Here is a 25805-nt window from a genome sequence, read left to right on the forward strand (position 1 = left end):
CCGACGAGCCGTGCGCGCCAGGGAGGCCTACGCCGCTTCCCGCGTCAGCACCTCGCCTGCCCGGACGCTCAGCCACAGCGAGTCCTGCGCCGCCGCTCCGCGCACCAACGAGGCATCCGTCGTCGTGAGGAAGACCTGCGCGCCGCTCGCCGCCAGGTAGTTCATCAGGTAGGCATTGCGCTCCGGGTCCAGCTCGCTCGACACGTCGTCCAGCAGCAGCAGGGGGAGAAAGCCCATCGCCGTCTCGAGGTTCTCGATCTCGGCGATCTTCCACCCCAGCACGAGCGCCCGTTGCTGACCCTGGCTCGCATAGGCCCTCGCGCTGCGGCCTCCCAGCGTCACCGTCACGTCGTCCGTATGCGGGCCCACCGACGTGAAGCCGCGGTCCAGGTCCCTGCGCGAACGCGCCGTCAGCGCCTCCCGCAGCGCCACCGCCAGCGCCGCCTCGTCCGCCGCCGCGAAGTCCACGTCTCCCAGGTGCGCCGGGTGGTAGCCATACACCGCCGGCTCCGGCGTCCGGCCGATGGACGCGAATGTCGCCTGGGCCCTCGGCGCCAGCTCCGCCATCAGTGCCCGCCGCCTCGCGTACACCCGCGCGCCCGCCTTCGCGAGCGTCTCGTCGTAGGCCTCCAGGTACGCCGGCTCCACCGAGCCCTCGCGCAGCAGCCGGTTGCGGTTCTTCAGCGCCCGCCCGTACTCGCGGCTCTCGCGCAGGAACGCCGGGAAGCGGTTGAACACCGCCCGGTCCAGGAAGGCCCGCCTCGAGTCCGGCCCGCCCTTCACCACCTCCAGGTCGTCCGGAGTGAAGGCCACCACCGACACGCCCCCGAAGTACTCCTCCAGGCTCGACGCCTTCTTGCCGTCCACGAAGGCCTGCCGCACGCCCCCGGACACCTCGACGGAGATCTCCCGCTCCGCCCCCTTGAGCAGGAAACGGCCCGTCACCCGCGCCGAGGAAGCACCCCACCGCACGAGCTCCGACAGGCGGCCGGCCCGCAGCGGCTTGAGCGTCGCCAGGAAGTAGAGCCCCTCGAGCAGGTTCGTCTTCCCCTGGCCGTTCTGCCCCACGGCGATGGTCGCGTGCGGGCTCGGCGTCAGGGTGACCTGACCGAGGTTTCGGAAGTCCTGGGCCTGGAGAGCCAGCAAACGCACGGGAGGCCTTTCTCCCATCCGTTCACGCGAGCGTCCAGGTCAAAGGCCAGTCTGACCCGTTCGAGCCCGCCCGGCTGCCTCCCGGGCCCGCTGCACCAGCCCTGGCAGGTCATCTGGCTCACCGCCCACGTGTCCGGAGGGGAGCCCGGAGAGCGGCTCCCGAGCCGGGGAGAAGAGCCTCGCCGGTGTCTGCCCCTGGCCTCGCAGCCGGATGAAGAGGCGCAGCGACTCGCGCAGCAATTCCAGATCCGGGCCCGTCTCGGCCCTCGCGCGCTGGGCGGCCGCCCACAGCCGCACCCATGCGGCCTCCTCGTTCCACGGGCCCACGGGCCGCGCGTGGGACAGCGCCGCCAGCTCCGCCGCCATCTCCAGCAGGCCCGCCCGACCCTCGCTCAGGACCTCCGAGGCCGCCAGCCGCGCCTCCGCCGAGGAGTGCCGCGCCACGAGCCACCCCAGCAGATCCGGCCACTCCTCCTCGCGGACGGCCACGGGAGACAGGCGCGCTTCCATGAGCGTCTTCAGCCGTGCCCGCGCCAGGCCGTGCCAGAAGGACGCGTGCAGCAACAGCTCTGGCCCGCTGCGCGGTGGACGTACCGGCGCGCGCCTCGCCCGCTTGTCCAGGAAGGCCCTCACCCGGCCCGTGGCATCGAAGCGGTCCAGCCGGGCCCAGAGCGTCTCCAGCGCGGTGTCGGCCACCGGCAACGCCCGCCGGACCTCGTCCGCCTCCGCCGCGTCGAAGGGCAGCGAGCCCTCGGGGACCGGACGCTTGAAGATGCGCTCGAGGACCTCCGCCGCCGCACAGGCGGCCCGCAGCTCCGGAAGGTTGCGCGGCAGCATCTCCACCGCCTGGGCCCACAGGCGCCGCCCGAGCAGCGGCCCCGCGTCCAGCACCTCCTCCTCCAACAACAGCAGGGCCTCACCGAGGAGGGCGGGCTTCTTCTTCGCGATGAGCCGCCGCTCCACCGCCCACGTGACGGCGTTGCGCAACCGCTCCACCTCGGCCAGCAGCACCAGGGGCTCGGAGCCCTTCGGCCAGCCCTCGGCCGCCGCGCGCCGAGCCACCGACTCCAGCGTGGCATCCACCTGCGGCTGGGACAGTGCCACCTCGCGCAGCAGCTCGAGGTTGGCCCGCACCCGGTCCTTCCAGAAGAAGGCTCGCAGCAGCTTCTCCAGCGCCCGGTAGCGCAGGCGCGTGGCTTCGAGCAGATCCGCGCGCTCTTCGAGCCGCGCTCGCAAGGTGTCCGGAGGGGTGGCCACGGTGGCGTCCACTATAAGGGCACCCGGACGGCGTAGCAGGCCCCCGGTGGCCGCTCGGGACGACGAGTGAACGGTGGCGCCTCCGTGGCGCTCGACCTCCGGGCGTGCACATGGGAAGAACAGGACAGCCTGCGGCGATGGCGCCGTGGGCGAGATGTCGGACCCGGGCGACAGGTTCCAGGAATGGAACCTGTCGCTCGGATGGACGTGGATGAGATGGGGATGGGAAAGCGACCCGCTACCTACGCAGACCTGGAGGAGCTCCCCCCGAACATGGTGGGGGAGATCATCGATGGCGAGCTGTATGCGAGCCCCCGGCCGGCGATGCCCCACACGAAGATCACGACGGAGCTCGCCACGGAGTTGCTCGGTCCCTTTCATCGGGGAAGGGGCGGACCCGGAGGCTGGCGCATCTTCATCGAGCCCGAACTGCATCTACATGGGAACGTGCTGGTCCCAGACTTCGGAGGCTGGCGCCGGGAGCGCCTTCCGAAGGCGCTGAAAGGCGCGGCCGTCGCCGTGGCGCCCGACTGGGTATGCGAGATCCTCTCCCCATCCACGGAAGCGCGCGATCGCGCGAACAAGCTGCCGACCTACGCGAGCGAGGGTGTACGTCATGTGTGGCTCATCGACCCGGAACTCCACACGCTGGAGGTCTTCCGCCTGGAAGGCGCGCACTACGTGCTGCTCGCGACGTACATCGGTGACGCCCGGGTTCGCGCCGAGCCCTTCGAGGCCCTCGAGTTGGAGCTGAACGCACTCTGGGGAGAGTAACGCGCCCCCCTCGGTGTAAGGATGAGCCCCGATGCCCCCGCGCAAGCTCCCACGACACCTCGTCTGGCTCGAGTCCTTCGCGGCCGCCGTCGAGTCCGGCAGCATCGAAGGCGCCGCTGAACACCTCGACGTGGCCCGCTCCGTCGTCAGCGAGCACATCCGCGCCCTCGAGGAGGCCCTCGCCGACGGCCAGCCCCTGCTCGAGCGCGGCCCCGGCCGCCGCCTCCACCTCACCGCCCGAGGCGAGAAGCTCTACGAGGGCACCCAGACGCCCCTGCACCAGCTGGACCTCAAGCGACTGAGAGATCTCGCCAGCGCCGAGTCCAACCTCCGCCTGGGCCTCAACCCCACCCTCTCCCACTTCCTCCTCGCGGGCATCGCCGGAGACGTGGCCGGGGCCGGCATCCGGCTGGAGGTCAGCTTCGGCGGCACCTTCGAGCTCGTGCGCCAGGTGCAGACGCACCAGCTGGACCTCGCCGTGGACTTCACCCCGCTGCCTCCCCACCGGGGCGTCGAGGCCGAGTCCCTCCTGCACCTGCCCTTCGTGGTGCTCGCCGGCCCGGGGAACGAGCTGGCCTCCCACCACGCCACCCGCCGCGCGCTCCAGGTGCGCGACCTGGAGGGCCAGCCCTTCGTGGACTGGCAGCGAGAGGACCCCTACGGCAGCGCCAACACCGCCCGCTTCACCACCCATGACGTCACGGTGCGCGAGGTGTCCCGCGCGCAGAGCTTCCTGCACCTCTTCGACCTGCTGCGCGCCTACCGCGCCTGCGCCATCGCTCCCGACCTGCGGCTGCTGCGCTCCTTTCCCGAGGACCTCTGCGTCTGGGCCCTGCGCGAGGAGGACCCCCAGTCCGTCGAGGTGGTGGCCCTGCGTCCCACGGGCGGCCCCGCCTCCGAGGCGGCCCGGCTCGTCATTGGCGGACTGCGTCAAAGACTGACAGCGAGCAAACGACGGAAAAACGAATAAGACGTCGGTTTTTATCGGATTTCCGCCACCGGTCTCCGTGACTAGAATTTTGAGGAAACGGAGGAGAAGGATGACGCCCACGGATCGGACCATCGCCCGTCTGCCTGCCCATCTGCGTCGCTACGTCGTGAGCCAGGACTACGACGCCTACACGCCGAGGGATCAGGCGGTGTGGCGCCACATCCTCCGACAGCTGCGCAGTCATCTGGGCGACAAGGCGCACCCGGTCTACCTCGAGGGCCTGGAGGCCACGGGCATCGGGGTGGAGCGCATTCCCAGCCTGGACGAGATGAACGAGCAGCTGTCCAAGCTGGGCTGGGCGGCGGTGGGTGTGCGCGGCTTCATCCCGCCCGCGGTGTTCACCGAGCTCCAGACACTGGGCGTGCTGGCGATCGCCGCGGACATCCGCACCCACGAGCACATCCAGTACACGCCGGCACCGGACATCGTCCACGAGAGCGCCGGCCACGCGCCCATCATCGCCAACGCGCGCTATGCCGAGTACCTCAAGCGCTGCGGGCTGGTGGGCTTCAAGTCCATCTCCACCGAGGAGGACGAGGCCGTCTTCCAGGCCATCCGCAACCTCAGCGTGGTGAAGGAGGATCCCACCGCGACGCAGGAGGAGATCGCCCATGCCCAGGCGCGTCTGGAGGCCGCCAACCAGAGCCGCCGCTACGTCAGCGAGAGCACCCGCGCCTCGCGGCTCTACTGGTGGACGGCCGAGTACGGATTGATTGGGAGCGTGGAGAACCCGCGCATCTACGGTGCCGGTCTGCTCTCGAGCATCGGCGAGGCGAAGCACTGCCTCACCTCCGCGGTGAAGAAGGTGCCGCTGAGCATCCAGTGCGCGGACACCGAGTACGACATCACCCGCATGCAGCCCCAGCTCTTCGTGGCGCGGGACTTCGAGCACCTCTTCGAGGTGCTGGCGGACTTCGAGGCCACGCTCGCCTGGAAGCGTGGCGGCGATTTCGGCCTGAAGGAAGCCATTGAGGCGCGCACGGTGAACCACCTGGTGCTGTCCGATGGCCGGGAGATCACGGCCCGCGTGGTGGAGACCCTGCCCGGGACTCGTCCCGTGGCCGAGGGCCTCTCCACCGCACTGGTGCGCCTGGAAGGCCCGGTAATGGTGTCGCGCGCGGGCAAGGACGGAAGCAAGCCGTGGCCAGGCCTGGCGCTGGTGGCATTTGGCGCCGGGGAGCTGCCGGACCGGGGGCCCTTCAAGCTGGAGCTCGCCAGCGGTCTGAAGCTCCAGGGCTTCGCCGTGGGCGGAGGCGAGGTGCTCAACCTGCGCGGCGAGCTGAACGGCCGCCCGGTGAAGCTGCCCAACGTGGCGCAGCTCTTCCTCAGCGAGGGCCTGCCCTCGGTGGCCGGCGGCCCGGCGGATCCAGCCGCGTGGGACCGCTGGTTCGGCGAGCTCAACGCCTTCTCCGAGGGCGAGGGCGAGGCGAAGGCCCGTGCGAAGAAGGCCACGGCCCTGCACCCGTCGCTCGCGGCGCTCTACCGCGAGGTGCGCGCCATGCGCGAGTCGAAGTCCCTCCAGCCCGAGCGGTTGGAGCAGATCTCCCGCGCCGCCACCGACTTCTCGGACGACTGGCTCCTCAAGGTCGAGGTCGATGAGATGAAGAAGGCGCGCGCCTAGCGCTCCAACGAGAGCCACCTCCTTCGAGGCACCCAGGGCCTGATTCCCCCAGCGGGAGTCAGGCCCTTCTTCTTTTTCACCCATGCAACGGCTCGCGCAGATGCGTCATGCATGAGTCATATTTGCATTCTGACTCATGTCGCGCCATAATGCGCCCCCGTCCAGTCTGGAGGCCCGATGTCCCCTCGACGTCCACGGCACTTTCACGTCGCCATCGCCGGAAGCGGCTTCAGCGGCATTGGGATGGCCATCCGGCTCAAGCAGGAGGGAATCGAGGACTTCGTCATCCTCGAGCGCGCGCACGAGGTCGGCGGCGTCTGGCGGGACAACTCGTACCCGGGATGCGCGTGCGACGTGCAATCCCATCTCTATTCGTTCTCGTTCGCACCGAATCCGGGCTGGTCTCACGCCTACTCACCCCAGGCGGAGATCCACGCCTACCTGCGCGACTGCGCCAACAGGTTCGGGTTGCGGCCCCACCTCCGGTTCGGCCACGCCGTCCTCGAGGCCCGCTGGGATGACGGCTCGCAGTGCTGGTACATCGAGACCTCGGAGGGGTTCTTCACCGCGGACGTCTTCGTCTCCGCCGCGGGAGCCCTCAGCGACCCATCCATCCCTCACTTGCCGGGTCTCGAGAAGTTCCAGGGCAAGGTGATGCACTCGGCCCAATGGGACCACGCGCATGCCCTCGCCGGACGCAACGTCGCGGTCGTCGGGACGGGCGCCTCCGCCATCCAGTTCGTTCCGCGGATACAGCCCGACGTGGGCAGACTGTTCCTCCTGCAACGCACGCCGCCGTGGGTCCTCCCGCGCAGGGACTGGGCCATCGGTGAATGGCTGAAGTGGATGTTCCAGTGGGTGCCGGGAGCGCAGCGCCTCGCGCGTTGGTTCATCTACGTGGTTCGCGAGCTGTCCGTGCTCGCATTCATGAATCCGTGGCTCCTCCAGCTGGCCCAGCGGCTCGCGATGCGGCACCTGGAGCGCTCGGTTCCGGAGCCCTCGCTGCGCGCGAAGCTCACTCCCGATTACACGATGGGCTGCAAGCGCGTCCTCATCTCCGACGACTACCTCCCTTCGCTCACTCACGAGAACGTCGAAGTCATCACCGAGGGCATCCACGAGATACGGGAGCGCTCCGTCGTCCTGGCGGACGGCACCGAGCGCGAGATCGATACCCTCATCTTCGGCACTGGCTTCAAGGTGCAGGAGATACCGATCGCCCGCCACATCCGGGGACGAGACGGACGAACACTCGCGGAGGCATGGGGCGAGAGCATGAAGGCACACCTCGGCACCACGGTGTGCGGATTCCCCAACTTCTTCATGCTCCAGGGGCCCAATACCGGGCTTGGCCACACCTCGGTCATCCTGATGATCGAGAGCCAGATCGAGCATGTGCTCGGGGCGCTGCGCTACCTCGAAGGCCGGGAACTGGCCGCGGTGGAGCCGACCCTCGAAGCACAGACCGAGTTCGTCCGGCAGATCGATGCCCGGATGCGCGGAACCGTCTGGAACCAGGGCGGGTGCATGAGCTGGTACCTCGACGCCACGGGACGCAACTCCACCTTGTGGCCAGGGTCCACGCCCGCCTTCAAGCGCCGGGTGGAACGCTTCGAGCCCTCTGAGTATGTCGCCATCGCCCGCCACACCCAGCCGGTCGCGGTGAGCTCCGAGCAACCCAGGAGGATGGCCCATGCCTGACACTTCGCTCACACTCAAGGAGCGGCTCGAGCACCGCGTCGCACGCGCCCTCCTGAGCTTGCCGCCGCGCCTCCAGTGCTTCCTCTCGGGGAAGCCGCCGGTGGTGCGGGATGGCCTCACCCTGCACCCGGAGTTGCAGTTGCTGCTCGTGTTGCGAGAGCGCATGGGGGCCGTGGCCATGTCGGCACTGCCTCCGGTGGAGACGCGCCTCCGGGCACGCCGTGAGGCGCTGGTGCACAGGGGCGAACCGATCGAAGTGGGGGCGGTGCGCGAGCTGGTGCTGGAGACGCCGGCCGGTCCGCTCAAGGCACGCCACTACGCCCCGGTGAGCCGTGAGGCACCCAGGCCGCTGCTGGTGTTCTTCCACGGTGGCGGCTTCGTCCTGGGCGATCTGGATACTCACGACTCCGCCTGCCGGCTGCTGTGCCGTCACGCCGACCTGCACGTCCTGTCCGTCGAATACAGACTCGCGCCCGAGCACCCGTTCCCCGCAGGCCTGGAGGACGCGCTCGCCGCGTACGCATGGGCCTGCGCGCACGCGCAAGAACTGGGGGCGGATCCCTCACGGGTCGCGGTGGGCGGAGACAGCGCGGGCGGGAATCTCGCAGCCGTCATCTCCCAGCACGCCGTCCAGAACGGGCTCCCCGCTCCCGCGTTGCAGTTCCTGCTCTACCCAGCGGTGGACCGCACCGTGCACCGGGCGTCGCTGGACCACTTCGCCGAGGGCTTCTTCCTCACTCGGGCGGACATCGCGTGGTTCCAGAAGCAATACACCGGCGCCTCCGTCACCGGCCCGGACCCGAAGACGTCTCCAATGGTGAGCCGCGAGCTGTCTGGCCTGCCCCCCGCGCTGGTGGTCACCGCCGGGTTCGATCCGCTGCGCGACGAGGGCGAGGCCTACGCCCACGCGCTCCGGGAAGCCGGCACGCCGGTGACGCTGCGCCGCTTCGATGCCCTCATCCACGCGTTCGCCAACATGGTCGGCGTGAGCCCGGCCTGCCGCGACGCGGTGGTGGAGATGGCCTCGATGCTGCGTGAAATGCTCGACGAAGCCGCGAGCGGGAACGCCCGAAACGAAGTCCGCCGGATGGGAGCCAACTCATGAAGACGGTGAAGGGAAAGGTCGCGGCCATCACGGGCGCGGGTTCGGGAATCGGCCGCGCGACGGCGGAGCTGCTCGCACGCAACGGCAGCCACGTGGCCCTGTCCGACGTGAACGAGCAGGGACTCGCGGAGACGGCGGAGAAGTGCCGGGGCCTCGGCGTCGAGGTGCGCACGACGCGCGTGGATGTCGCGCAGCGCCAGGCGGTGCACGCCTGGGCCGACGACGTGGCGCGCGACCTGGGGGCCGTCCACATCATCATCAACAACGCTGGCGTCGCCCTGGGCGCCACCATCGAAGACACCCGCTACGAGGACTTCGAGTGGCTGATGAACATCAACTTCTGGGGCGTGGTGTACGGCACCAAGGCCTTCCTGCCCCACATCAAGGCCGCGGGCGAAGGCCACATCGTCAACGTATCCAGCGTCTTCGGTCTCATCGGCGTCCCGACACAGGGCGCCTACAACGCGGCGAAGTTCGCGGTGAAAGGCTTCACGGAAGCGCTGCGCCAGGAATTGGAAGTCGAGACCCGCACCATTGGCGTCACCTGTGTTCATCCTGGCGGCATCAAGACCAACATCGCCCGGAACGCGCGGATGACCGCGCGCAAGGGCTGGGTGGATGAGACATCCGGCGCGGACTTCGAGAAGGTCTTCTCCACCACTCCGGAAAAGGCCGCCGCCAACATCCTCTCCGCCATCCTCGCGAACCGGCGGCGCCAGCTCATTGGCGCCGATGCCGTCCTCATCGACCTCATGCAGCGCGTGATGCCTACCCTCTATCAGCGGCTGCTGGTGGCGGGGGCTCGGAGACGGCGGGAGAAGATGATGCTAGGCCCTACGGCATGAAACGCTCCCGAGAATCCGACCGCCCGGCCGCCCCACGGCGACCGAAACGCCCGAGCCGCACAACCCGACACACGGACGCGGAGCAGAGCGCTCCCGTCACCCCGCTCACCCGGAGGCTGGAAGCGCCTACGCGGGCCACTCCCCAGGAGTTGTTCGCCCTCGCGCTGGACTGGTGGATGAAGGGAGAGCGCTTCGACATCGGGCGCATGGCCCAGGAGCTGGGCGTCAGCCGGGCCACGGTGTTCCGGTGGGTCGGAACTCGCGAGCTGCTTTATGGCGAGGTCATCTCGGCGCAGTTCGAAGCCGCGATGGCCACCGCCCGAGACGAGGCGACGGGCGAAGGCGCCGAGCTCATCGCCAACATCGTCCAGCGGATGATCCACCTCATCGTGGAGAACGAGCCGCTCAAGAAGTTCGTACAGCAGGACGCCGAGTACGCCATGCGCATCCTGATGTCGAAGAGCAGTACCGTGGAGCAACGCAACACCGCATGCGTCCGCAAGGCGTTGGAGGACGGCGTGCGGGATGGCCACATCCGGCCCGAGATGGACCTGGATGCACTGGCCTTCGTGATCATCCGTATTGGCGAGTCATTCCTGTACCGCGATGCCATCACGGGAGATCCGCCAGACATCCAGTCGGCGATCACCGCGATCCGCATCCTGGTCACGGCGGAGAAACGCAACGAAAGGTGGACGATCCCATGACGACGACCGCGGCACTCATCAAGCGTGAAACACCGGAGGTGCGAGACCTCCGTTTCAACCTCTCCGATGTGCCGCGGTTCTGGCATGGCGAAAGACGGGCGGTCACGCTCTTCTTCGACAACCTGTCCATCTTCTTCCCAGCGGGCGAGCGCTTCTTCATGGCGAGCGTGAAGGCGTTCCGCAACCAGGTGACGGATCCGCAGCTCAAGAGCGAGGTGGATGCCTTCTGTGCGCAGGAGGGTCACCACAGCCGGGAGCACGTCCGGTACAACAAGATGATCGCCGCCAAGGGCTATCCGGTAGACGCCATGGAGCGGCGGGTGGAGTGGATCCTCCAGCGAGTGACGAAGTACGCGCCCAGGAAGCGGCAGCTCGCGGTCACCTGTGCGCTGGAGCACTTCACGGCGATGCTGGCGAGCCTCGTCCTCAAGGACCCGAAGATGTTGGAGAACGCCGAGCCCCGGATGGCCGAGCTCTGGCGCTGGCATTCCGCCGAGGAGACCGAGCACAAGGCCGTGGCGTTCGACGTCTACCGCGCCATCGGTGGCTCCTGGCTGATGCGATGCATCGTCATGTTCCTGACGACGCTGGTGTTCTGGGGCAAGGTCTACGAGCACCAGGTCCGGCTGATGCACGAGGAGAAGATCCTCTTCTCAGTGACCGAGTGGTTCAGCCTGGTGCGCTACCTGTTCATCCAGCCCGGAGGGATGCTCGGGCTCGTGGGGCCCTACCTGGACTACTACCGCCCCGGCTTCCACCCCTGGGAGCACGATAACTCCGAGATGCTCCAGCAGTGGAAGGCGGGGCTCACCGCGCCCCAGCCAGCCCGCTTACAGGGATGAGGGAGAGAAGTCGGCGTTGGAGACCGGCTGCACGTCCGTGAAGTCGAAGCGCTCCAACGCCCCGCGCGCATCGTCGATCTCCAGCGCAACCGGCAGGGCCAGCACCGGATCCATACAGATGCGCGCCCGCGTCGCATACAGGTGCTGTCCCCCGGGGGGCGCGGTGAAGGTGACGCAGTAGCGCCCCGCCGCGTCGATGCCCTCGTCCTTCCGGGCATATCCCCCCACCGCCTCGCCCTTGGCGAAGCAGTCCTCCAGGATGCCGATGATGGAGGTGAAGGCGAAGTCCGTGATGGGGTGGTTCGTGTCGCGGCGGGCCAGCCCACCGTTCATGTCGACCCACACCGCCCCGGCGAGGCCGAGGACGCCCGCCTCACGGGCGCGGATCTCGTTCTTCTTCACCGAGGAGTCGTAGATCACCTTGCGGCCCTTGGCGGGACCTTCCAGGACTTCCAGCCGCAGGGCCCGAGGCGACTGCCGGACCGCCAGCTTGATGGTCTGCGGCTTGTGCAGCTCGCCCGAGACCCGCTCGCGCTTCACCACGCGCGTCTCATAGGTGCCCAACTGGGCGGCGGAGACCTTCCCGGCCTCCAGGAGAGTCTTGGGCGACGCGGCCGCGAACAGCTCCGCCAGCGCTTCTTTCGAGAGCGTCTTCACGTGGGCGCGCCGCTCCGCCATCGGGAGCCGTGCGAGGGATGGAAGATCAGAAGAAGGAGCAGGGGTGGTCATCAGCAGACCCGCGAGCAAGGGGGTAAGAAGGGTTGGATTCATGGGGGATGGGCTCGAGTGGTTCGGGCATCAGAGCTGGTAGCGGAAGCCGAAGCCGAGAATGCTCGTCCGCACCTGATAGCTGCCTCCGTTGACAGGGGACACCGGGGCATCCTCGTCCGCCATCGGGTTGATGCGCGGTACCGCAGCCTCCGAGGGTGACACCTCGCGCTGCCCGCCAAAGGCCTGCGAATACACCGCGTCCAGCCGCAGCCTCTGCCCCAGCCGCAGGCCCAGGCCCACCGAGCCCGTCACCTTGTCCGTGTCCACTGTCAGCGGGGCCAGGTACGCGGCGGGAATCGCGCTCTGCTCGTAGCTGAGGCCCGCCCGCACCTCGACCGCGAACGAGCTGCCCACCGACAGGGAGTACTCGCCCCCCAGCCGGAACGACTGGCTGTCCTTGAACCGGCGGGGAATCGAGATGGTCGGCACGGTGAACGGACTCGGGATGCCCGACACGTCGTAGATGCGCACGTCCTCCGCCACGATGTCGATGGACTCGTGCGAGGACCACAGCTCGCGTGCATAGCCCAGCTCCACCCTCAGCGCCTCGAGCGGCCGCACCTCTATGCCCGCCCGGAGAATCGCCGGCAGCTTGAGCTTCAACCGCGCCGAGTCTCCTTCCTGCCGCGCCTGGTCGAACACCGCCGCGCTCGGCAGCCGCACCCGCACCGTGGCCGGCGCATCCAGCGTGTACCCGAGCTGTCCGCTCACTCCCACGCGCAGCCACTTCGCCGGACTCACAATCGCTCCGAAGCTCGCGCTCGGCGCCAGCAGTCCCGTGGCCTTCAACTCCGCCAGCGCGTCGTAGGACGGATCCTCCGGCGCCGAGAGCAACCGCTCCGGAGGGCTCGTGTTGAACACGGTCCGCGTCACGAAGTTGCCCGTCAGCACGTTCACTCCCGCGCCCAGTTGGAGGAAGTCGAAGGGCCGGTACGCCGCGGAGACTCCGGGAATGACCAGCAGCGAGCCCTCCAGCGAGACGAGCGAGTACCGGGACGGAGCGGGCGATCCGTCGTCCAGCGTCAGGGGATAGCTCATCACCGCCATCTGCGGCGCCAGCACGCCCGCGGCGACCACGAGCTGCTTGCGCTCACCGAAGACCCAGGAGCCCGCGATGGTGGGAATGGGCAGGAACTCGGACGAGCCGCTCACGGAAGGCAGCTCGCTCGTCTGCGTGGCTCCCGCGGAGTTCGTCACCAGCACCCGCCGCGTGAAGTCCGTGGAGAAGCGAACCCAGGAGCCGTCCAGCAGCACGCTCGAGCCCGCATCCACCAGGCCCGCCGGGTTGTACCAGAGCGCCCCCAGGTCATCCGCGCCGGCGACGAAGGCGCCTCCGCGCCCGAGTGAGCGGACACCGCGGTCTCCCACGTACAGGCCACTGGCGCTCGCGAGCAACGGGAAGACGAGGGCGGTCAACAGAAACAGGAACCTGGATGTCTTCACTTCGCACCTCCCGCCTTGTTCGCCACCACGTAGAACCGCTCCAGACCGTGCTCCGGATCCAACAGGAACGACACCAGCTCGTAGGAGATGCGCTGGTAGTCCTTCGCCGAGCGGGCCTCCGCCTGCCCCGGCACCACGCGCTGGACGTCCGCCACCGCCTCCGTGAGGACCTCCCACGGAGTCCGAGGCATCGCCTCGCCCGGAATCGCCGTGGGCGTCACCAGTCTGGCGAGCACTCCGGTCATCAACTCATGCGGGTCCATCTCCCGCGAGCACACCTGTGTCTTTCCGTCCTCCGCGTAGGCCTTGGCCGCCACCCGGCGCCCCAGCACCAGGGTCGCATCCACCAGGTCATCGGGCTTCAGCGCCTGCGCGAGCAGGTGCGCCAGCGGCGCGCGGTTCTTCCCCTCCGAGGCCAGCATCTGCACGGCGTCCACGCTCGTCCCGAGCAGTGCCGGCCAGTTCTCCTGAGAGCCGGAATTCAACAGGTAGCCCGCCAGCGCCTCCACCTGGGCCCACAGCGCCGGGTCCTGCCGTGCCGCATCCAGGAAGTCCCACGCCGTGGCGAACAACGGGCCGCCCAGCATGTCCCCGGCTTCCTGGGTCATCTCGTCCCGCATCCAGGTACATCGCGCATACGGAGGCGTGAACGAGTCCGGACAGCGCGCGTACAGTTCCGAGCGCAGCATGTCGATCGCCGGTGGGAGCAACCGCGTCGTCAGCGGGTTCGCGAACGTCGAGGTCTCTCGCTCACCCTGGACCGTGAGGAACTGGTCCGCCAGCCGAGAGAACGCGTCCTTCCAGGCCTCTCGCCGATCCGGCTCGCCAGGGTGCTCGGCCGCGTGACGGTCGAACGCGTCGTCCATCGCCGAGAGCGCATCGACTATCAGCGACAGCGGTGTCACCTGCTCCCGCGTCACTCCGTCCTGCCGCACATGCATGGTGCCGCCGTGCCGGTCCGTCAGGCCCACCGCCTCGGAGCGAGCCGGGTCGATGGCCGTCCGCAACAGCTCCGCCAGCACCTTCACGCCATCCCGCTTCTCAACCTGCTTGCACTGCTTCGTCTTCGCGTCCACGGCCGTGCAGTGCGGCACCTGGATGGCCTGGAGCTTCGGCACCAGCGCCTGGAGGCTCCCCACCGCGTCTCCCTTCAGGAGCTCCACGAGGAACGGCTCGAACCGCACCGCGCCCGCTCGCGAGCACTGCGACAGCGGGTCATCCGGGTTGCTCGACAGCTTGCACTCCTTCGCTGGAGCGCTGTCACTCATCCAGTGCCGGTACATCACGTCGAGCACCTTGATGAACAGGTCCTCCCGGTCGCGGTTCGTGAAGGCGAGCAGCAGAGGCCGCATCGCCTTGAAGAAGCCCTCCGTCTCCAGCATCAACAGCGTGTCCGGGTTGCGGCGAGGGAACCACTCGTCGTCCGCGCAGGTGCGCAGGCCGCGGACCTTCCCATCCGGTGCGGCATCCTCCGCGCCCGGGTCCGGATCGTTGATGACCCGCTCCGGACACACCGCGCTGCCAATGTTCGCGCCCTGCAGGTCCTTCAGGAAGCGATTGGTGATGTAGTTCTTCCCGCTCGAGGTGGGGCTGTCGTTCACCTGGTCGAACATGATCATCCGGTTGAGCCACTCGGTCTTCGGCCGGAAATCCTTGCTGTCACTCGCCGTCCAGAAGCCGGTGATGCCGCTGGACTGCTCCATCACGCTCACCGTCGTGGCACCGATGCCGAGGACTCCATTGCGGATGATGGACGGACGCATGTACAGCTTCGCCTTGCCCACCATGGATTGCAGGTAGAACACCGCCATGTTGTCGACCTTGAAGACCTCGCACTCCTTGTAGGTCCCCCCGAACAGCGGCAGGTCCAGGTTGCCCGCGATGGGCACCCCTCGCGCATGCACCACCGCGCCCGCCTTGTTGCAGAAGGTCACTCCGTTCGAGTCGTGCACGATGTTGATGAAGCGCTGCATCAGGCTCCGGTTCAACCCCGCGTCCGGCTGCGTCCGGTCCACCGGAGTGCGCGGGTTGCCGTTGTCCCCGACGGTCACGTTCTTCGGCGGCCCATTGAGCGAGTTCCGGTCGTAGTCGATGCGATCCCGGTTCGCCATGTAGCTCGCGAACGCCGGCGCCACTCCCGCCGAGTCCGGCTGCGCCAGCGCCTTCAGGATGTCCTCCAGCAACCCTGGCTCACGGGAGATCTCCACCAGCACATCCACCAGGTCGTCCCGCAGCGTGTTGCCTTCCTTCAGCTCCGCCTCCGGGTGCGCGTCCGCTGTGCGCAGGACGAACCGCAGCAGGCTCACCAGCCGCGCCACGTCTCCGGAGTAGTCCGACACCAGCGTGCGCCCCAGAACCAGCGTGTCGTCCGCGGACGGATGTCCCATCACCTGCCCACCCGCGTGCACCAGGTCCAGCAGCGGTGACTCCTCCGTGCGGAAGGCGTCGTATTTCACGGTGACGGGCGGATAGTCGTGGGTGCTCGACTTCGCACCGTCTCTCGGGCCCAGCACCACCGGCAGCCCGTCCAGCAACTGCATCACCGTGCTGCGCGGGTGCGCGCTATCCGAGGTGATCATCGGCCGCACCTCGGAGAGCACCTGCCCCAGCAGCGTGCGCCGGGCATCGACATAGGCATACAGCGGTGGGCCGCCCGGCTTGGAGAGCGCGCGGCCGTCGGCGTCCCGCGCCGCCGAGTCCGGTACGCCCGGCACGGGGAAGGGCGTGGGCACCGGCGCGCTGGAGCCCGGAACGAACCGGCCGAGTTCGTCCACATCCGGCACTCCATCCGCGTTCGCGTCCGAGAAGGGCAACCCCACCGAGGTCACCACCGCCACCCCACGCGCGTCACGCCGCGGGGCGAGCACCGGAGTCCCGGAGGGCGCGGGTCCCGCCTCGGTGAGCAGCAGGGTGGACAGGAACTCCGTGGCCGTGCGCGGGCGCGACAGCACGTCCCGCTGTGTCAGCCCGTCACGGGAGACCGACAACGGCGCGCGGGCCTGCCCCGGCTCCACGGTGCGCAGCTCATGGTGCGCCACTTCCAGCATCGACGTGAACGCGGTGCGCGCGGGCCCGGGCGAGGCGCTGGGAGCCATCACGCGCGTGGCGGTGTCCAGCACGCCCCGCATGCCCGAGTAGGTGAGCAGCGGTCTCAGCGCTCCGAGCGTCCGCTCCGGAGGCTGATAGCCCTGGCGCGCATCCAGCTCGGCCCAGGCCTGCGTGGCCTCGGGCGAGGACTCGAAGGCTTCCAGCCACTCACCCAGGGCCCTCGTCGTGTCCGGCAACGTGCCATCGCCATACATCGCCGTCATGCGCCCGAGGAGCGCCGCCAGTTCCGCGTGCAACCGGGCTCGCTCCGGGCTCGCCGGCTGACATGTCAGCGACGGGTCCGGATTGGACACGTCCCGCACTGGCACCTCCGAGTCCGGGAAGAGCGCATCCAGCGCGGCCACCACGCGCGGGCGCTGCCGGGCCAGCGCCGCCAACCGGGCCAGCGCCTCCGCCCGCTGCGCCTCCTGCGTGGCCACGCTCACGGACTGGCCAGAGGCGTCCACCGCTCCTTCGACCAGGGGAGGCAGACGCGTTGCGTCAACGCCTTGCGCGTATTGGCCATCCGGCCCGGAATGGCAGACACCGTGGAAGGAGGCTCCTGAGAGGTCCTCGGGCAGGAGCAGCGCGCCCATGCGGTCGCACAGGACGCCAAAGAAGTCCTCGCCCAGCGTAGCGGGCGGTGGGGGTTCGCGGGTGGTATCGAACTCGGAAGTCCCGCACGCGGCGCACACCAGCAGCAGGGCACACGCGCGCACGGACCACGACACTCCGGGGGAGAGCGGACGCATGGAATCTCGCGAAGCAGAAGGGGGCGCTGCGGGTTCGAAGAACTACCGGGCTGGTATCAAGTGTCCAGTGACACTTGACACTCTGTCAAGAAAAGGCAGACGCCCCCACTGGATTGTCGTCTGACCAAACTTTTGCCGTGCTCGTCACCCTCGACGGGCAGGTGCTAGCGTGGGGGAACCGGCCCGTAGCGCCGGTCTTGATGGGAGGTATCGACATGGCGGGGCGAGGCGAGCGGCGCCGACCCCAGGTGGCAGAGCGACGGGGACGGACGGCGGTGGACCGCTCCGCCTTCCCGTACCGGATGAAGGACCTGTGCGAGCGCGCGGGCCTGTCCCGGCAGGTGGTGCACTTCTACATCCAGCAGGGCCTGTTGCCGGAGGGGCAGAAGACGGGCCACAACATGGCCTTCTACGGCGAGCAGCACCTGAAGCGGCTCAAGCTCATCCGCCAGTTGCAGGAGGAGCGTTTCATGCCGCTCAAGGCCATCCGCGCCATGTTGGAGGAGCGCGACGACGCCTTCACCCCGAAGCAGCGCGAGCTGATCTCCGAGGTGCGTCAACGGCTGGGACCCACGATTGGAGTCGTCGGCCAGCCGGACACGGTGGGCGCGGCGGAGCTGCTGAAGGAGACGGGGGTGAGCCGCGCGGAGCTGGCGCGCATGGTGGAGATAGGGCTGCTGGTCACGCGCAAGCAGGACGGGCGCACGGTGCTGGCGAGCGACGACGCGTTCCTCGTGGAGCTGTGGGGCCAGCTCAAGAAGGCGGGCTTCACGGAAGCGCTGGGCTTCCAGGTGGACGACCTGCGCCTCTACACGAAGGCCATGTACTCGCTGTTCATGAACGAGGCGCAGCTGCTCAGCGACCGGCTCACCGGCCTGCCACCGGGCCAGGCGGCGGAGATGGTGGACCGGGCCCTGCCGCTCATCAACACGCTCCTCGTCCGCTACCACACCGCCCAGGTCCGTAACTTCCTGGCCGCGAACTGAAGGTTTCTGGCGCGGGCCTGCTCGAGCCAGACGGGGCTCGCGCTCCCTCGTCTTCTTCCCGGCCAGCAGGCCCAGTCCTCGGCTCTCCGCTCCCCAGGGGTTCGCGGGTTGCCCTCTATGCGATTGATACGGGTGGGCCAGTCTCCCTTCATCGGGTAGCTTGCTCCACGCCATGCAACCGACCCGCAGCCACATCCGCGTCCCGTCGCATGCCTACGTGGGCAGGGAACTCTCCCGTCTGGTGGGACTCGTGCTCGTCACCGCCCTGGCGGGACTCGCCTCCGCGGAGCCCCCCGCCATCCTGCCCCCACCGAACAGCGCGGCACCGGGCGGCCGCTCTTCCGCCTGCGAAAACCTCAGAACCCAGGCCCTGCAGGGCTACAAGGTGCCCGGCCGGAAACCTGACTCCCAGGTCCCCTGGGAGTTTTTCCTCGGCAATGCCTCGCACCGGCTCATTGCGTATATCTACCGCACGAGGCACCCGACAAACGATGTCTTCTACAACAAGACCTCCATCAAGCTCATCCTTGACAGAAGAGGCATCGGCGACTCGTCACTCCTGCCCGAAAACGAACAGAAGATGTGTCCGGACATCGCCGATATCACCTTACGCAGCGTCTTCGAAATCAAACCCCATAACGAAAAAGGGCGCCAGGACGGCATGCGGAAGCTTCAAACATACCTCCTCGCGCTGAACCGCACCGTGCCACCCAACAACAGGTTCTCAGGTGGCAAAGAGTTCGAAGGTGAGATTCTGATCCAGTTCGCCCAGGGGCAGTACATCTGGCGTCTGGAGTGGTGTACCACCACACCTGGAGTCACCCAGTATCGTTGGACTCGCAGCCAGGAGCGCTTCGACTCGAATGAGGCCGCGTACCAGGCTGAGCAATGGGTGGAGATTTCCGAGCAGGAACTGAAGCAGTACGGCGGATGGGTATCCCAGGCAGTCGAGGAAGGGGTTGAACGGCGTGAGAGGCTCGCCACGATCAGCGGGGCCATCGGCGTAGCTATCGACATCGTAGGTGAGGTCGCGATGATCGTCATCTCCACCGCAGCCCCCGGTGAGCGCGGCGCCGCTCAGCCGGGAGGAAAAGTCCTCCCTTTCCCCTCAAAGCCCTTGCCCACCGAGCCCCCTGCGCAACTGCCTCGAGCATCGGGCATGTGACTCTTCCAGCTGCGCAACCTGGCACGAAACGGTCGAACCGAGAGAGCCCACACCATGGACACCCTCCAGACAGCCACGCTCCAACTGCCGTCCTTCCTTTACGGCCCCTACATCGCCATCAAGAGCAAGACAAAGGCAGAGGGGCGCCGTTGCGCAAAGCAGTATGAGCTCAGCGGCACCTTTCCCCAGCCACGTGAACTGCGGACGGTCGCCCCCGGCGATGTGGTGTTTACACACGAAGTCGTCGATTTCCAAGACGAGCTCCCAGCCTGGCGGCTTTACGCGTATTGGGAAGCGATCACGAGCATGTGCGATTCACTGAAGAAGAGTTATCGCCACATCAAAAACACGCATGAGACGTTCTTTCGTGAAACGGCATGGGGCGCACTGTTCTTCGCTCTTTCTGGAGCAGCCCCGGAAAGCGCGGAGCTCACCGCGCTGCGCCTCCAGGCCGTGCTTCGCTTCTGGGACTCGCTCCAACACGGGCGCTACCTCTACAAGACGTTGAATACGTTCATGACCCTGGAGGAGCTCATGACCGCCGCTTGCGGTTGGGCCATGGACGCCTGGTGCCCCAAGGGGGGTAGCTCCGTCCGTTCACGTTTCGAAGTAGCCTCGGAGCGCATGGCTCAAGCGACCAGAGAGGAGAGTATCGAGGCCATCCTCCGTCAGTTGCCCCATATCCTCCCGTTCGCTGATCGCAAGCTACTCAACCACCCGGAAGTGGTGATGGATCCCTCCTCCTGGCGTGAGCACCTCTCCACTCTGGATGCCGCGGAGTTCGAGCGCATCTCCGGGGTACGCCCGGGAGAGGTGCTTGGCAGGCTGTATGTGTGGGACAAGGAACTCGACATACACTAGAGGCCGTTGAATGAGCGCCATGCACCTCCATAACGACATCATCTCCGCCATCGGCAACACGCCCCTCATCAAGCTCCGGCGTGCCTCCGAGCTCACGGGCTGCACCATCCTCGGCAAGGCCGAGTTCCTCAACCCCGGCCAGTCCGTCAAGGACCGCGCCGCCCTCTTCATCATCCGTGACGCCATCTCCCGCGGCCTCCTGCGCCCCGGCGGCGTCATCGTCGAGGGCACCGCCGGCAACACCGGCATCGGGCTCGCGCTCGTGGGCAATGCCCTCGGCTACCGCACCGTCATCGTCATCCCCGACACCCAGAGCCAGGAGAAGAAGGACATGCTCCGGCTCATGGGCGCCGAGCTCCTCGAGGTCCCCGCCGTCCCCTACAAGGAGCCCAACAACTACGTGAAGGTCTCCGGCCGCCTCGCCGAGGCCCTCAACTCCCGCGAGCCCCACGGCGCCATCTGGGCCAACCAGTTCGACAACGTCGCCAACCGTCAGGCCCACCTGGAGGCCACCGGCCCCGAAATCTGGGAGCAGACCCAGGGCCGCGTCGATGGGTTCATCTGCGCGGTCGGCTCCGGCGGCACGCTCGCCGGTGTCGGCATGGCCCTCAAGGCGCGCAACCCCAACGTCGTCATCGGGCTCGCTGACCCCCTCGGCGCCGCGCTCTACCACTGGTACGCCCACGGCGAGCTCAAGTCCGAGGGCTCTTCCATCACCGAGGGCATCGGCCAGGGCCGCATCACCGCCAACCTCGAGGGCGCTCCCGTCGACGAGGCCTTCCAGATTCCCGACTCCGAGGCCCTCCCCCTCCTCTTCGAGCTGCTCGAGCACGAGGGCCTGTGCCTCGGCGGCTCCAGCGCCGTCAACGTCGCGGGCGCCATCCGCCTCGCCCGGAAGCTCGGGCCGGGGCACACCATCGTCACCGTGCTGTGCGACTCGGGCAACCGCTACGCGAGCAAGCTCTTCAACCCCGCCTTCCTCCGCTCCAAGGGTCTGCCCGTCCCTCGCTGGCTGGAGCGCGGCCCCGATGCCCCCTCGGCGAGCTCGCTCCTGAGCGAGGTGCTCCTCGCCAAGGCCTCCTGAGCCGGAGCCGTCGCGTCGGGGCCTCTCGCTCCGCCGTGCCGGTTATCTCCGCCGGGGTTCGCGGCGCCTGCGTCTCTGGCGCTGCTCGCGTCTCAGCCGGAGCTCGCGTGGAAGGCTGGGGGCCCCCTCCTCGAGGGCACTGCGACCCATCGCCTCCCATTCCTCCTGGACCTCCCGGTCCTCGTAGGGCTCGTGGAGGTGGCCGTCCGCCTTGTCCACGGACGCGAAGAGCGCCGCTGGGACGTAGTTCTCCTCATCCATTCCTCCTGGCCCGGTTCCGTTCCTCGCGGATCCCTCCACAAGAGAAGGTCGAGCACGGACGGATCGCTCCCCGGGGGCAACAGTCCCAGGAGTGCGTCCTCGTCCGTGTCCCTCTCGCAACCGGAAGAGATGTAGAGGTCGAAGGGCTCGTCCATGGCTTCGGGGCCGCATTCTCGCAGCTCGTCCCCGGCGTCATCACCTCGAGCCTTCCAGCCCAGCATCCCGTTCCCGAGAGGCTCAGCCCCCGCGACAAGGGGATGGGCCATCTCGCGTCGAAGCCGCGAGCCCCGCCAAGTCCCCAGTTCTTTTGTCCATCACAAATCGCTCCAAGGGCATCCATCCAACAGGTCTTTGCTCATCAATCCTGTTGCCATGAATCCGCGTCTTTCTCGCTCTCAAGGAGTGATTCGCCATGTTCAGAAGGTTGTCGCCGTCGAAATTCCGGCTCCTGCTTCCCGTCGTCGTCACCTCGATGCTCACGGTCTGCGGCATCGAACCGACAGCACTGGCGGAGGAGGCGACCCAGGCACCTGGCGCCTCGAAGCAGGCCTCCACTCCGGACGGGCTCGCCGAGGATCCCGCCGATACCCAGGCCGCCGCGTCCCATGGCACCTGGGTCTTCCGGCAGTCGGAGATCACTGGCGGAGGCCTCGTCACGGAGATCGCCGTGAGCCCCTGGACGAGCGGCCACGCCACGGTGGGAGGCGACTCGTGGGGCCTCTACAACACGCGCACTTCGGGCAACCAGTGGCTGCCCGCCATGAAGAGCTCGCCCGGCAACCCCATGACCGGTGAACAGGGCACTTCGTATTATTCAGGGCTCGCCTACTCGAAGAACCCCCACCAGAAGAACGTTGTCTATGGGTTGCTCGGCCGGTGTGGAGGCAAGCCCGGGGAGGGCGGCTTCATCGCGGTCGAAGGCGACACGGTCCTGCGCTTCAACCCGAACGGCCCCAAGGGCACCGAGTCCCACTGCAAGCGGCAACACCACCCCCGCCCCACGGGCAACCGCATCGTCGTGGACTGGGATGCCACCGCGAGCAAGGAATACATCTATGCGGCCGGAGGCAATGGTACCGGGCTCTGGCGTTCCCAGAACGGCGGGGCGGATTGGGTGAACATCGGCCTCGCCAAGAAGAACGAGAAGCCCGTCATCACCGGCATGGCGCTCGTTCCCGGGGACAATGACAGCATCGTCGTCACCACGCGGACCTCCACCATTTACGTCGTGTCCAACATCCGCTCAGCGGCCACGGGCGACGCCAAGGTGCAGACCGTCGACCTCGGCAAAACGCTGGCCGGGCTGCAGTTCGAGGAGGTGACCGATATCGGCGGCACCCTCTACGCCGCGGCTCGCTCCCACGGGATCTATACGTCGAAAGATGGCATCCACTGGAGCCCCACGCGCGGCACCATCCCCTCCACCGTCAATGTGGTGACCGTGGGTGGGAACAGCTCAGGCTCCCTCGTCTTCGCCGGCTGCGTCGCCGATAAAGCCACGCCCCACTGCATCTACCGGACGAAAGATGGCGGCGGCTCGTGGGCTCCTGTCGCCGACAACCCGGACTTCACCGAGTGGGGCTCGAACCAGAAGTGGTGGCACTCGAACCTCGCCTCCGCGATGATCAACGGCCACAGCTACGTCACCTCGCAGATCGCCGTCGACAAGAACGGCACCACCGTCTACGTCGCCGGCCGCGCGGGCGTCTGGAAGTCCGAGCACAGCGGCGACTCGTGGCGGCCCGCCGTCGTGGGACTCGGCGGAACCATGCACCACTTCGTCGAATGGGATGGCACCTTCATCGAGACCGATGACGTGGACTTCTATTGCGAGAAGAGCACCCCCGCGGACCGCTTCCTCGTGTCCAGCGGCATCCAGAATCCTCCCAAAGGGGGGTGCCCGGCCATTGATGCGGGCCCCACCAAATCTCTGACGACGACCTTCAACAACGGCGCCACCACCGTCACGGTCGTGCCTCCCTCCGCCGATGGCACTCCGTCCAAGTTCCTCGTGAATGGCAAGGACGAGGCCACCGACTGGTTCCGCGCCCAGGTCATCCGGCCCTCCGATGTGCTGTTCCACGATGGAACCCTCTACATCGCCCAGTTCGGCGGCGGGCTCGTCGTCGGCCATCAGAAGCAGTAGGTGAGAACCCCGTGAAGGTGTCAAACACTTCGTACCCGGCTCGGTCGCGAGCACGGCGCGGAATCAAGAATTCAGGAAGGTATTGTTCTCGCCGAACCGTTGATGGTGCCAGTAGGGATAGGCAGGGGGCGTGGCGCTCGCCGCGTCGAGCTTCGCCACCTGCTTCGAGGTGAGGTTCCAGCCGATCGCGCCCAGGTTCTGGCGCAGTTGCTCCTCGTTGCGTGCGCCGATGATGACGTTGGCGACCGTCGGCCGCTGCAGCAGCCAGTTGATGGCCACCTGCGGCACCGTCTTGCCGGTCTCCGCCGCCACCTCGTCGAGCGCATCCACGACCCGGTAGAGGTGCTCCTCGGGGATCTGGGGGCCGCCCGCGGCCGTCTGGGAGTTCTGGAGCCGGGTGCCCTCGGGCAGGGGCTGGCCGCGGCGGATCTTCCCCGTCAACCGGCCCCAACCCAGCGGGCTCCAGGCGAGCGCGCTGACCTTCTGGTCCAGCCCCAGCGGCATCAGCTCCCACTCGTAGTCGCGCCCGACGAGCGAGTAGTACGCCTGGTGGGCCACGTAGCGAGCGAGGTTGTGGCGCTCCGACACGGCCAGCGACTTCATCAGGTGCCAGCCCGGGAAGTTCGAGCAGCCGAGGTAGCGGATCTTCCCGGCGCGCACGAGGTCGTCGAGCGTGTTGAGTGTCTCCTCGACGGGGGTGATGGGATCGAAGCCGTGGAGCTGGAAGAGGTCGATGTAGTCGGTGCCCAGGCGGCGAAGGCTCGCCTCGACCGTGCGGATCAGGTGGTAGCGCGACGAACCCGCGTCGTTGGGACCCGGGCCCGCGCGGAGGGTGGCCTTGGTGGAGATGATGACCCGCTCGCGGCGGCCCTTGATCGCCTGGCCGAGAATCTCCTCGGCCATTCCGCCCGAGTACACGTCGGCCGAGTCGAACATGTTCAGCCCGGTGTCGAGGGAGATGTCGACGAGCCTGGTGGCCTCTTTCACGTCGCTGCTGCCAAAGCCCTTGAAGAACTCGTTGGAGCCACCGAACGTCCCCGTGCCGAGGCTGAGGACGGGAACCTTGAAGCCCGAAGCGCCGAGTTGTCTGTATTCCATGGAGTAGACCTGCTTGTTTGGAGCCCGCGTTCGTGCGGAGCGGCCCCCAAGCTACCCAAGCGAACGGGGAAGACTCCATGCTCGGGCGATTTGCCCAAGAACAGCGCGGGAGACCGGCGAGCCCTGTTCCCCATGGGTCGACTCGGTGGAGGCCAGGTCGCCCTTGCCCCTCACCTCCCGAGCCGGGGCAGCAGCCGTCCGGTGCGCGCGGCGTATTCGTCATAGGCCGCGCCGAAGCGGCTCCGCATCATGGCCTCCTCACGTGGCGTGCGCAGGAACCACATCGCGGCGAACGCCGGCACGATGAGGGCGCCGCCAATCCAGTTGTGGACGAGCAGCGGCTGGGCCAGCGTCGACATCCAGATGGCGGCGTACATGGGATGGCGCACGCGCGCGTAGACGCCATTCGTGATGAGCCCATGGTCCTCGCGCACCTCGAGCCCGGGGCTCCAGTTGCGCCCCAGGTCGGCGTGCGAGCGCCAGAACAACCACAGGAACGGCACCTGGATGCCCGCCCCCACCGCCGTCGCCCAGTCCGGCAGCGTGTAGTCAGCGAAGGAGAACCACCGCGTCGCCACCTGCACGAGCGGCAGCACCATCATGGCCAGGAACATGCCGGTCAGCAGCACCTGCTCGATGGGGTCGTTGCGGCTGTCGATGATCTGGTTCGTCCGGTTGCGCAGGGTGTGCGGCACGCGGATGACGTACATGAGCGCCACCACCACCAGCCATACCAGCGCGCCCCACCCGGACTCCCGCCACCTCGCTACCGCCGCTACCAGCAGCGCCATGCCCGCAAGCATCGGCAGCACGGCCGGCAGGCTGGTCATCAAGGAACGTCGTGGAGTGGTCTCGGTCATGACTCCCCCTGGGAACTCGGTGTAACCACCACTGTAATCAATAATGATTATCAGAATCAACTTCATTCGAACCCAAACCCAGGAGGGTGGCGAGCCGCTCGATGGAGGAGCCCTGGAAGAAGGCCGACAGGGGCGAGCAGCGAGCCTGGTCTCGACTCGAAGGCCACCGCAGAGCGCAGGGTGTTGAGCCCAAGGCTTCGGTGAGGGCATCGGCTGGGCTCCGGCCCTCCTGCTTCCGTCAGGCCCCTGCTTCTCCTCTCCTGCCCCTCCCCCTCTCTCCTTCGCCCCAACCGGGA

21 protein-coding genes are annotated in these 25805 nt (G+C 67.8%); 13 read left to right on the forward strand and 8 right to left on the reverse strand.

Going from position 1 to position 25805, the window contains the following annotated elements:
• Positions 1-27: 27 nt before the first annotated feature.
• Complete coding sequence (locus DAT35_RS06915; protein ID WP_108066091.1) at positions 28-1152, reverse strand: DNA replication/repair protein RecF; 1125 nt, start codon at positions 1150-1152, stop codon at positions 28-30.
• A gap of 39 nt (positions 1153-1191) precedes the next feature.
• Entirely contained in the window at positions 1192-2409 is a 1218-nt protein-coding gene (locus DAT35_RS06920) for a hypothetical protein (RefSeq protein WP_108066435.1), read from the reverse strand.
• A gap of 222 nt (positions 2410-2631) precedes the next feature.
• Here DAT35_RS06920 and DAT35_RS06925 point away from each other — a divergent pair, with 222 nt between their 5' ends.
• The 8 genes from DAT35_RS06925 (at position 2632) to DAT35_RS06960 (ending at position 10995) form a co-directional block, all read left to right on the forward strand.
• Positions 2632-3183, forward strand: coding sequence for a Uma2 family endonuclease (locus DAT35_RS06925; protein ID WP_108066436.1), 552 nt, complete (start codon positions 2632-2634; stop codon positions 3181-3183).
• Positions 3184-3214: 31 nt separating this feature from the next.
• Complete coding sequence (locus tag DAT35_RS06930) at positions 3215-4153, forward strand: LysR family transcriptional regulator (RefSeq protein WP_108066092.1); 939 nt, start codon at positions 3215-3217, stop codon at positions 4151-4153.
• Between the two features lie 70 nt (positions 4154-4223).
• Complete coding sequence (locus tag DAT35_RS06935) at positions 4224-5795, forward strand: aromatic amino acid hydroxylase (RefSeq protein WP_108066093.1); 1572 nt, start codon at positions 4224-4226, stop codon at positions 5793-5795.
• 177 nt (positions 5796-5972) lie between these two features.
• Positions 5973-7496, forward strand: coding sequence for an NAD(P)/FAD-dependent oxidoreductase (locus tag DAT35_RS06940; RefSeq protein ID WP_108066094.1), 1524 nt, complete (start codon positions 5973-5975; stop codon positions 7494-7496).
• Entirely contained in the window at positions 7489-8601 is a 1113-nt protein-coding gene (locus tag DAT35_RS06945; RefSeq protein ID WP_108066095.1) for an alpha/beta hydrolase, read from the forward strand. Before DAT35_RS06940 ends, DAT35_RS06945 begins: the two co-directional genes overlap by 8 nt.
• Entirely contained in the window at positions 8598-9446 is an 849-nt protein-coding gene (locus DAT35_RS06950; protein ID WP_108066096.1) for an SDR family oxidoreductase, read from the forward strand. The genes DAT35_RS06945 and DAT35_RS06950 overlap by 4 nt, the downstream gene beginning before the upstream one ends.
• Positions 9443-10153 carry a QsdR family transcriptional regulator gene (locus tag DAT35_RS58810; protein WP_158501579.1) on the forward strand — a complete coding sequence of 237 codons (711 nt, stop codon included), beginning with the start codon at positions 9443-9445 and terminating at the stop codon, positions 10151-10153. The genes DAT35_RS06950 and DAT35_RS58810 overlap by 4 nt, the downstream gene beginning before the upstream one ends.
• Positions 10150-10995 (forward strand): metal-dependent hydrolase, encoded by an 846-nt coding sequence (locus DAT35_RS06960; RefSeq protein WP_158501580.1) that lies wholly within the window; start codon positions 10150-10152, stop codon positions 10993-10995. Before DAT35_RS58810 ends, DAT35_RS06960 begins: the two co-directional genes overlap by 4 nt.
• On the opposite strand, the gene DAT35_RS06965 is transcribed toward DAT35_RS06960, so the two are convergent.
• Genes DAT35_RS06965 through DAT35_RS58815 form a run of 3 tightly spaced genes read right to left on the reverse strand, consistent with a single transcriptional unit; the run spans position 10984 to position 17048 of the window.
• Positions 10984-11766, reverse strand: coding sequence for a DUF1571 domain-containing protein (locus DAT35_RS06965; protein ID WP_108066099.1), 783 nt, complete (start codon positions 11764-11766; stop codon positions 10984-10986). The genes DAT35_RS06960 and DAT35_RS06965 overlap by 12 nt on opposite strands.
• Before the next feature lie 27 nt (positions 11767-11793).
• A complete protein-coding gene (locus tag DAT35_RS06970; RefSeq protein ID WP_158501581.1) occupies positions 11794-13209 on the reverse strand; it encodes an OmpP1/FadL family transporter in 1416 nt (471 codons plus the stop codon).
• Positions 13206-17048, reverse strand: coding sequence for a hypothetical protein (locus DAT35_RS58815; protein WP_158501582.1), 3843 nt, complete (start codon positions 17046-17048; stop codon positions 13206-13208). The genes DAT35_RS06970 and DAT35_RS58815 overlap by 4 nt, the downstream gene beginning before the upstream one ends.
• Positions 17049-17263: 215 nt before the next feature.
• On the opposite strand from DAT35_RS58815, the gene DAT35_RS06975 reads away from it, so the two are divergent.
• The 4 genes from DAT35_RS06975 (at position 17264) to DAT35_RS06990 (ending at position 21144) form a co-directional block, all read left to right on the forward strand.
• Positions 17264-18034, forward strand: a complete 771-nt coding sequence (locus tag DAT35_RS06975; RefSeq protein WP_158501583.1) for a MerR family transcriptional regulator — start codon at positions 17264-17266, stop codon at positions 18032-18034.
• Between the two features lie 172 nt (positions 18035-18206).
• Positions 18207-19199, forward strand: coding sequence for a hypothetical protein (locus DAT35_RS06980; RefSeq protein WP_146209601.1), 993 nt, complete (start codon positions 18207-18209; stop codon positions 19197-19199).
• A gap of 54 nt (positions 19200-19253) precedes the next feature.
• Positions 19254-20060: a hypothetical protein gene (locus tag DAT35_RS06985; RefSeq protein WP_108066103.1), complete on the forward strand. Its 807-nt coding sequence runs from the start codon at positions 19254-19256 to the stop codon at positions 20058-20060.
• Positions 20061-20070: 10 nt separating this feature from the next.
• Positions 20071-21144: a cysteine synthase A gene (locus DAT35_RS06990; RefSeq protein ID WP_255415144.1), complete on the forward strand. Its 1074-nt coding sequence runs from the start codon at positions 20071-20073 to the stop codon at positions 21142-21144.
• A 42-nt stretch (positions 21145-21186) separates the two neighbouring features.
• Here the strand turns inward: DAT35_RS06990 and DAT35_RS06995 are convergent, their stop codons facing one another.
• Complete coding sequence (locus DAT35_RS06995; RefSeq protein WP_108066104.1) at positions 21187-21405, reverse strand: hypothetical protein; 219 nt, start codon at positions 21403-21405, stop codon at positions 21187-21189.
• Positions 21406-21817: 412 nt separating this feature from the next.
• Here DAT35_RS06995 and DAT35_RS07000 point away from each other — a divergent pair, with 412 nt between their 5' ends.
• Entirely contained in the window at positions 21818-23551 is a 1734-nt protein-coding gene (locus DAT35_RS07000) for a hypothetical protein (RefSeq protein WP_108066105.1), read from the forward strand.
• Positions 23552-23614: 63 nt separating this feature from the next.
• On the opposite strand, the gene DAT35_RS07005 is transcribed toward DAT35_RS07000, so the two are convergent.
• A complete protein-coding gene (locus tag DAT35_RS07005; RefSeq protein WP_108066106.1) occupies positions 23615-24649 on the reverse strand; it encodes an aldo/keto reductase in 1035 nt (344 codons plus the stop codon).
• Between the two features lie 170 nt (positions 24650-24819).
• Positions 24820-25509: a protein-S-isoprenylcysteine O-methyltransferase gene (locus tag DAT35_RS60525; RefSeq protein ID WP_233261329.1), complete on the reverse strand. Its 690-nt coding sequence runs from the start codon at positions 25507-25509 to the stop codon at positions 24820-24822.
• Positions 25510-25805: the final 296 nt, after the last annotated feature.

This window comes from Vitiosangium sp. GDMCC 1.1324 (assembly GCF_003044305.1).
GTDB lineage: Bacteria > Myxococcota > Myxococcia > Myxococcales > Myxococcaceae > Archangium.

Bases quoted from the DNA above. Each gene is read 5' to 3' on its own strand.
- DAT35_RS06925 (WP_108066436.1), top strand. From the start codon at position 2,632: ATGGGAAAGCGACCCGCTACCTACGCAGACCTGGAGGAGCTCCCCCCG.
- DAT35_RS06930 (WP_108066092.1), top strand. From the start codon at position 3,215: ATGCCCCCGCGCAAGCTCCCACGACACCTCGTCTGGCTCGAGTCCTTC.
- DAT35_RS06935 (WP_108066093.1), top strand. From the start codon at position 4,224: ATGACGCCCACGGATCGGACCATCGCCCGTCTGCCTGCCCATCTGCGT.
- DAT35_RS06940 (WP_108066094.1), top strand. From the start codon at position 5,973: ATGTCCCCTCGACGTCCACGGCACTTTCACGTCGCCATCGCCGGAAGC.
- DAT35_RS06945 (WP_108066095.1), top strand. From the start codon at position 7,489: ATGCCTGACACTTCGCTCACACTCAAGGAGCGGCTCGAGCACCGCGTC.
- DAT35_RS06950 (WP_108066096.1), top strand. From the start codon at position 8,598: ATGAAGACGGTGAAGGGAAAGGTCGCGGCCATCACGGGCGCGGGTTCG.
- DAT35_RS58810 (WP_158501579.1), top strand. From the start codon at position 9,443: ATGAAACGCTCCCGAGAATCCGACCGCCCGGCCGCCCCACGGCGACCG.
- DAT35_RS06960 (WP_158501580.1), top strand. From the start codon at position 10,150: ATGACGACGACCGCGGCACTCATCAAGCGTGAAACACCGGAGGTGCGA.
- DAT35_RS06965 (WP_108066099.1), bottom strand. From the start codon at position 11,766: ATGAATCCAACCCTTCTTACCCCCTTGCTCGCGGGTCTGCTGATGACC.
- DAT35_RS58815 (WP_158501582.1), bottom strand. From the start codon at position 17,048: ATGCGTCCGCTCTCCCCCGGAGTGTCGTGGTCCGTGCGCGCGTGTGCC.
- DAT35_RS06975 (WP_158501583.1), top strand. From the start codon at position 17,264: ATGGCGGGGCGAGGCGAGCGGCGCCGACCCCAGGTGGCAGAGCGACGG.
- DAT35_RS06980 (WP_146209601.1), top strand. From the start codon at position 18,207: ATGCAACCGACCCGCAGCCACATCCGCGTCCCGTCGCATGCCTACGTG.
- DAT35_RS06985 (WP_108066103.1), top strand. From the start codon at position 19,254: ATGGACACCCTCCAGACAGCCACGCTCCAACTGCCGTCCTTCCTTTAC.
- DAT35_RS06990 (WP_255415144.1), top strand. From the start codon at position 20,071: ATGAGCGCCATGCACCTCCATAACGACATCATCTCCGCCATCGGCAAC.
- DAT35_RS06995 (WP_108066104.1), bottom strand. From the start codon at position 21,405: ATGGATGAGGAGAACTACGTCCCAGCGGCGCTCTTCGCGTCCGTGGAC.
- DAT35_RS07000 (WP_108066105.1), top strand. From the start codon at position 21,818: ATGTTCAGAAGGTTGTCGCCGTCGAAATTCCGGCTCCTGCTTCCCGTC.
- DAT35_RS07005 (WP_108066106.1), bottom strand. From the start codon at position 24,649: ATGGAATACAGACAACTCGGCGCTTCGGGCTTCAAGGTTCCCGTCCTC.
- DAT35_RS60525 (WP_233261329.1), bottom strand. From the start codon at position 25,509: ATGACCGAGACCACTCCACGACGTTCCTTGATGACCAGCCTGCCGGCC.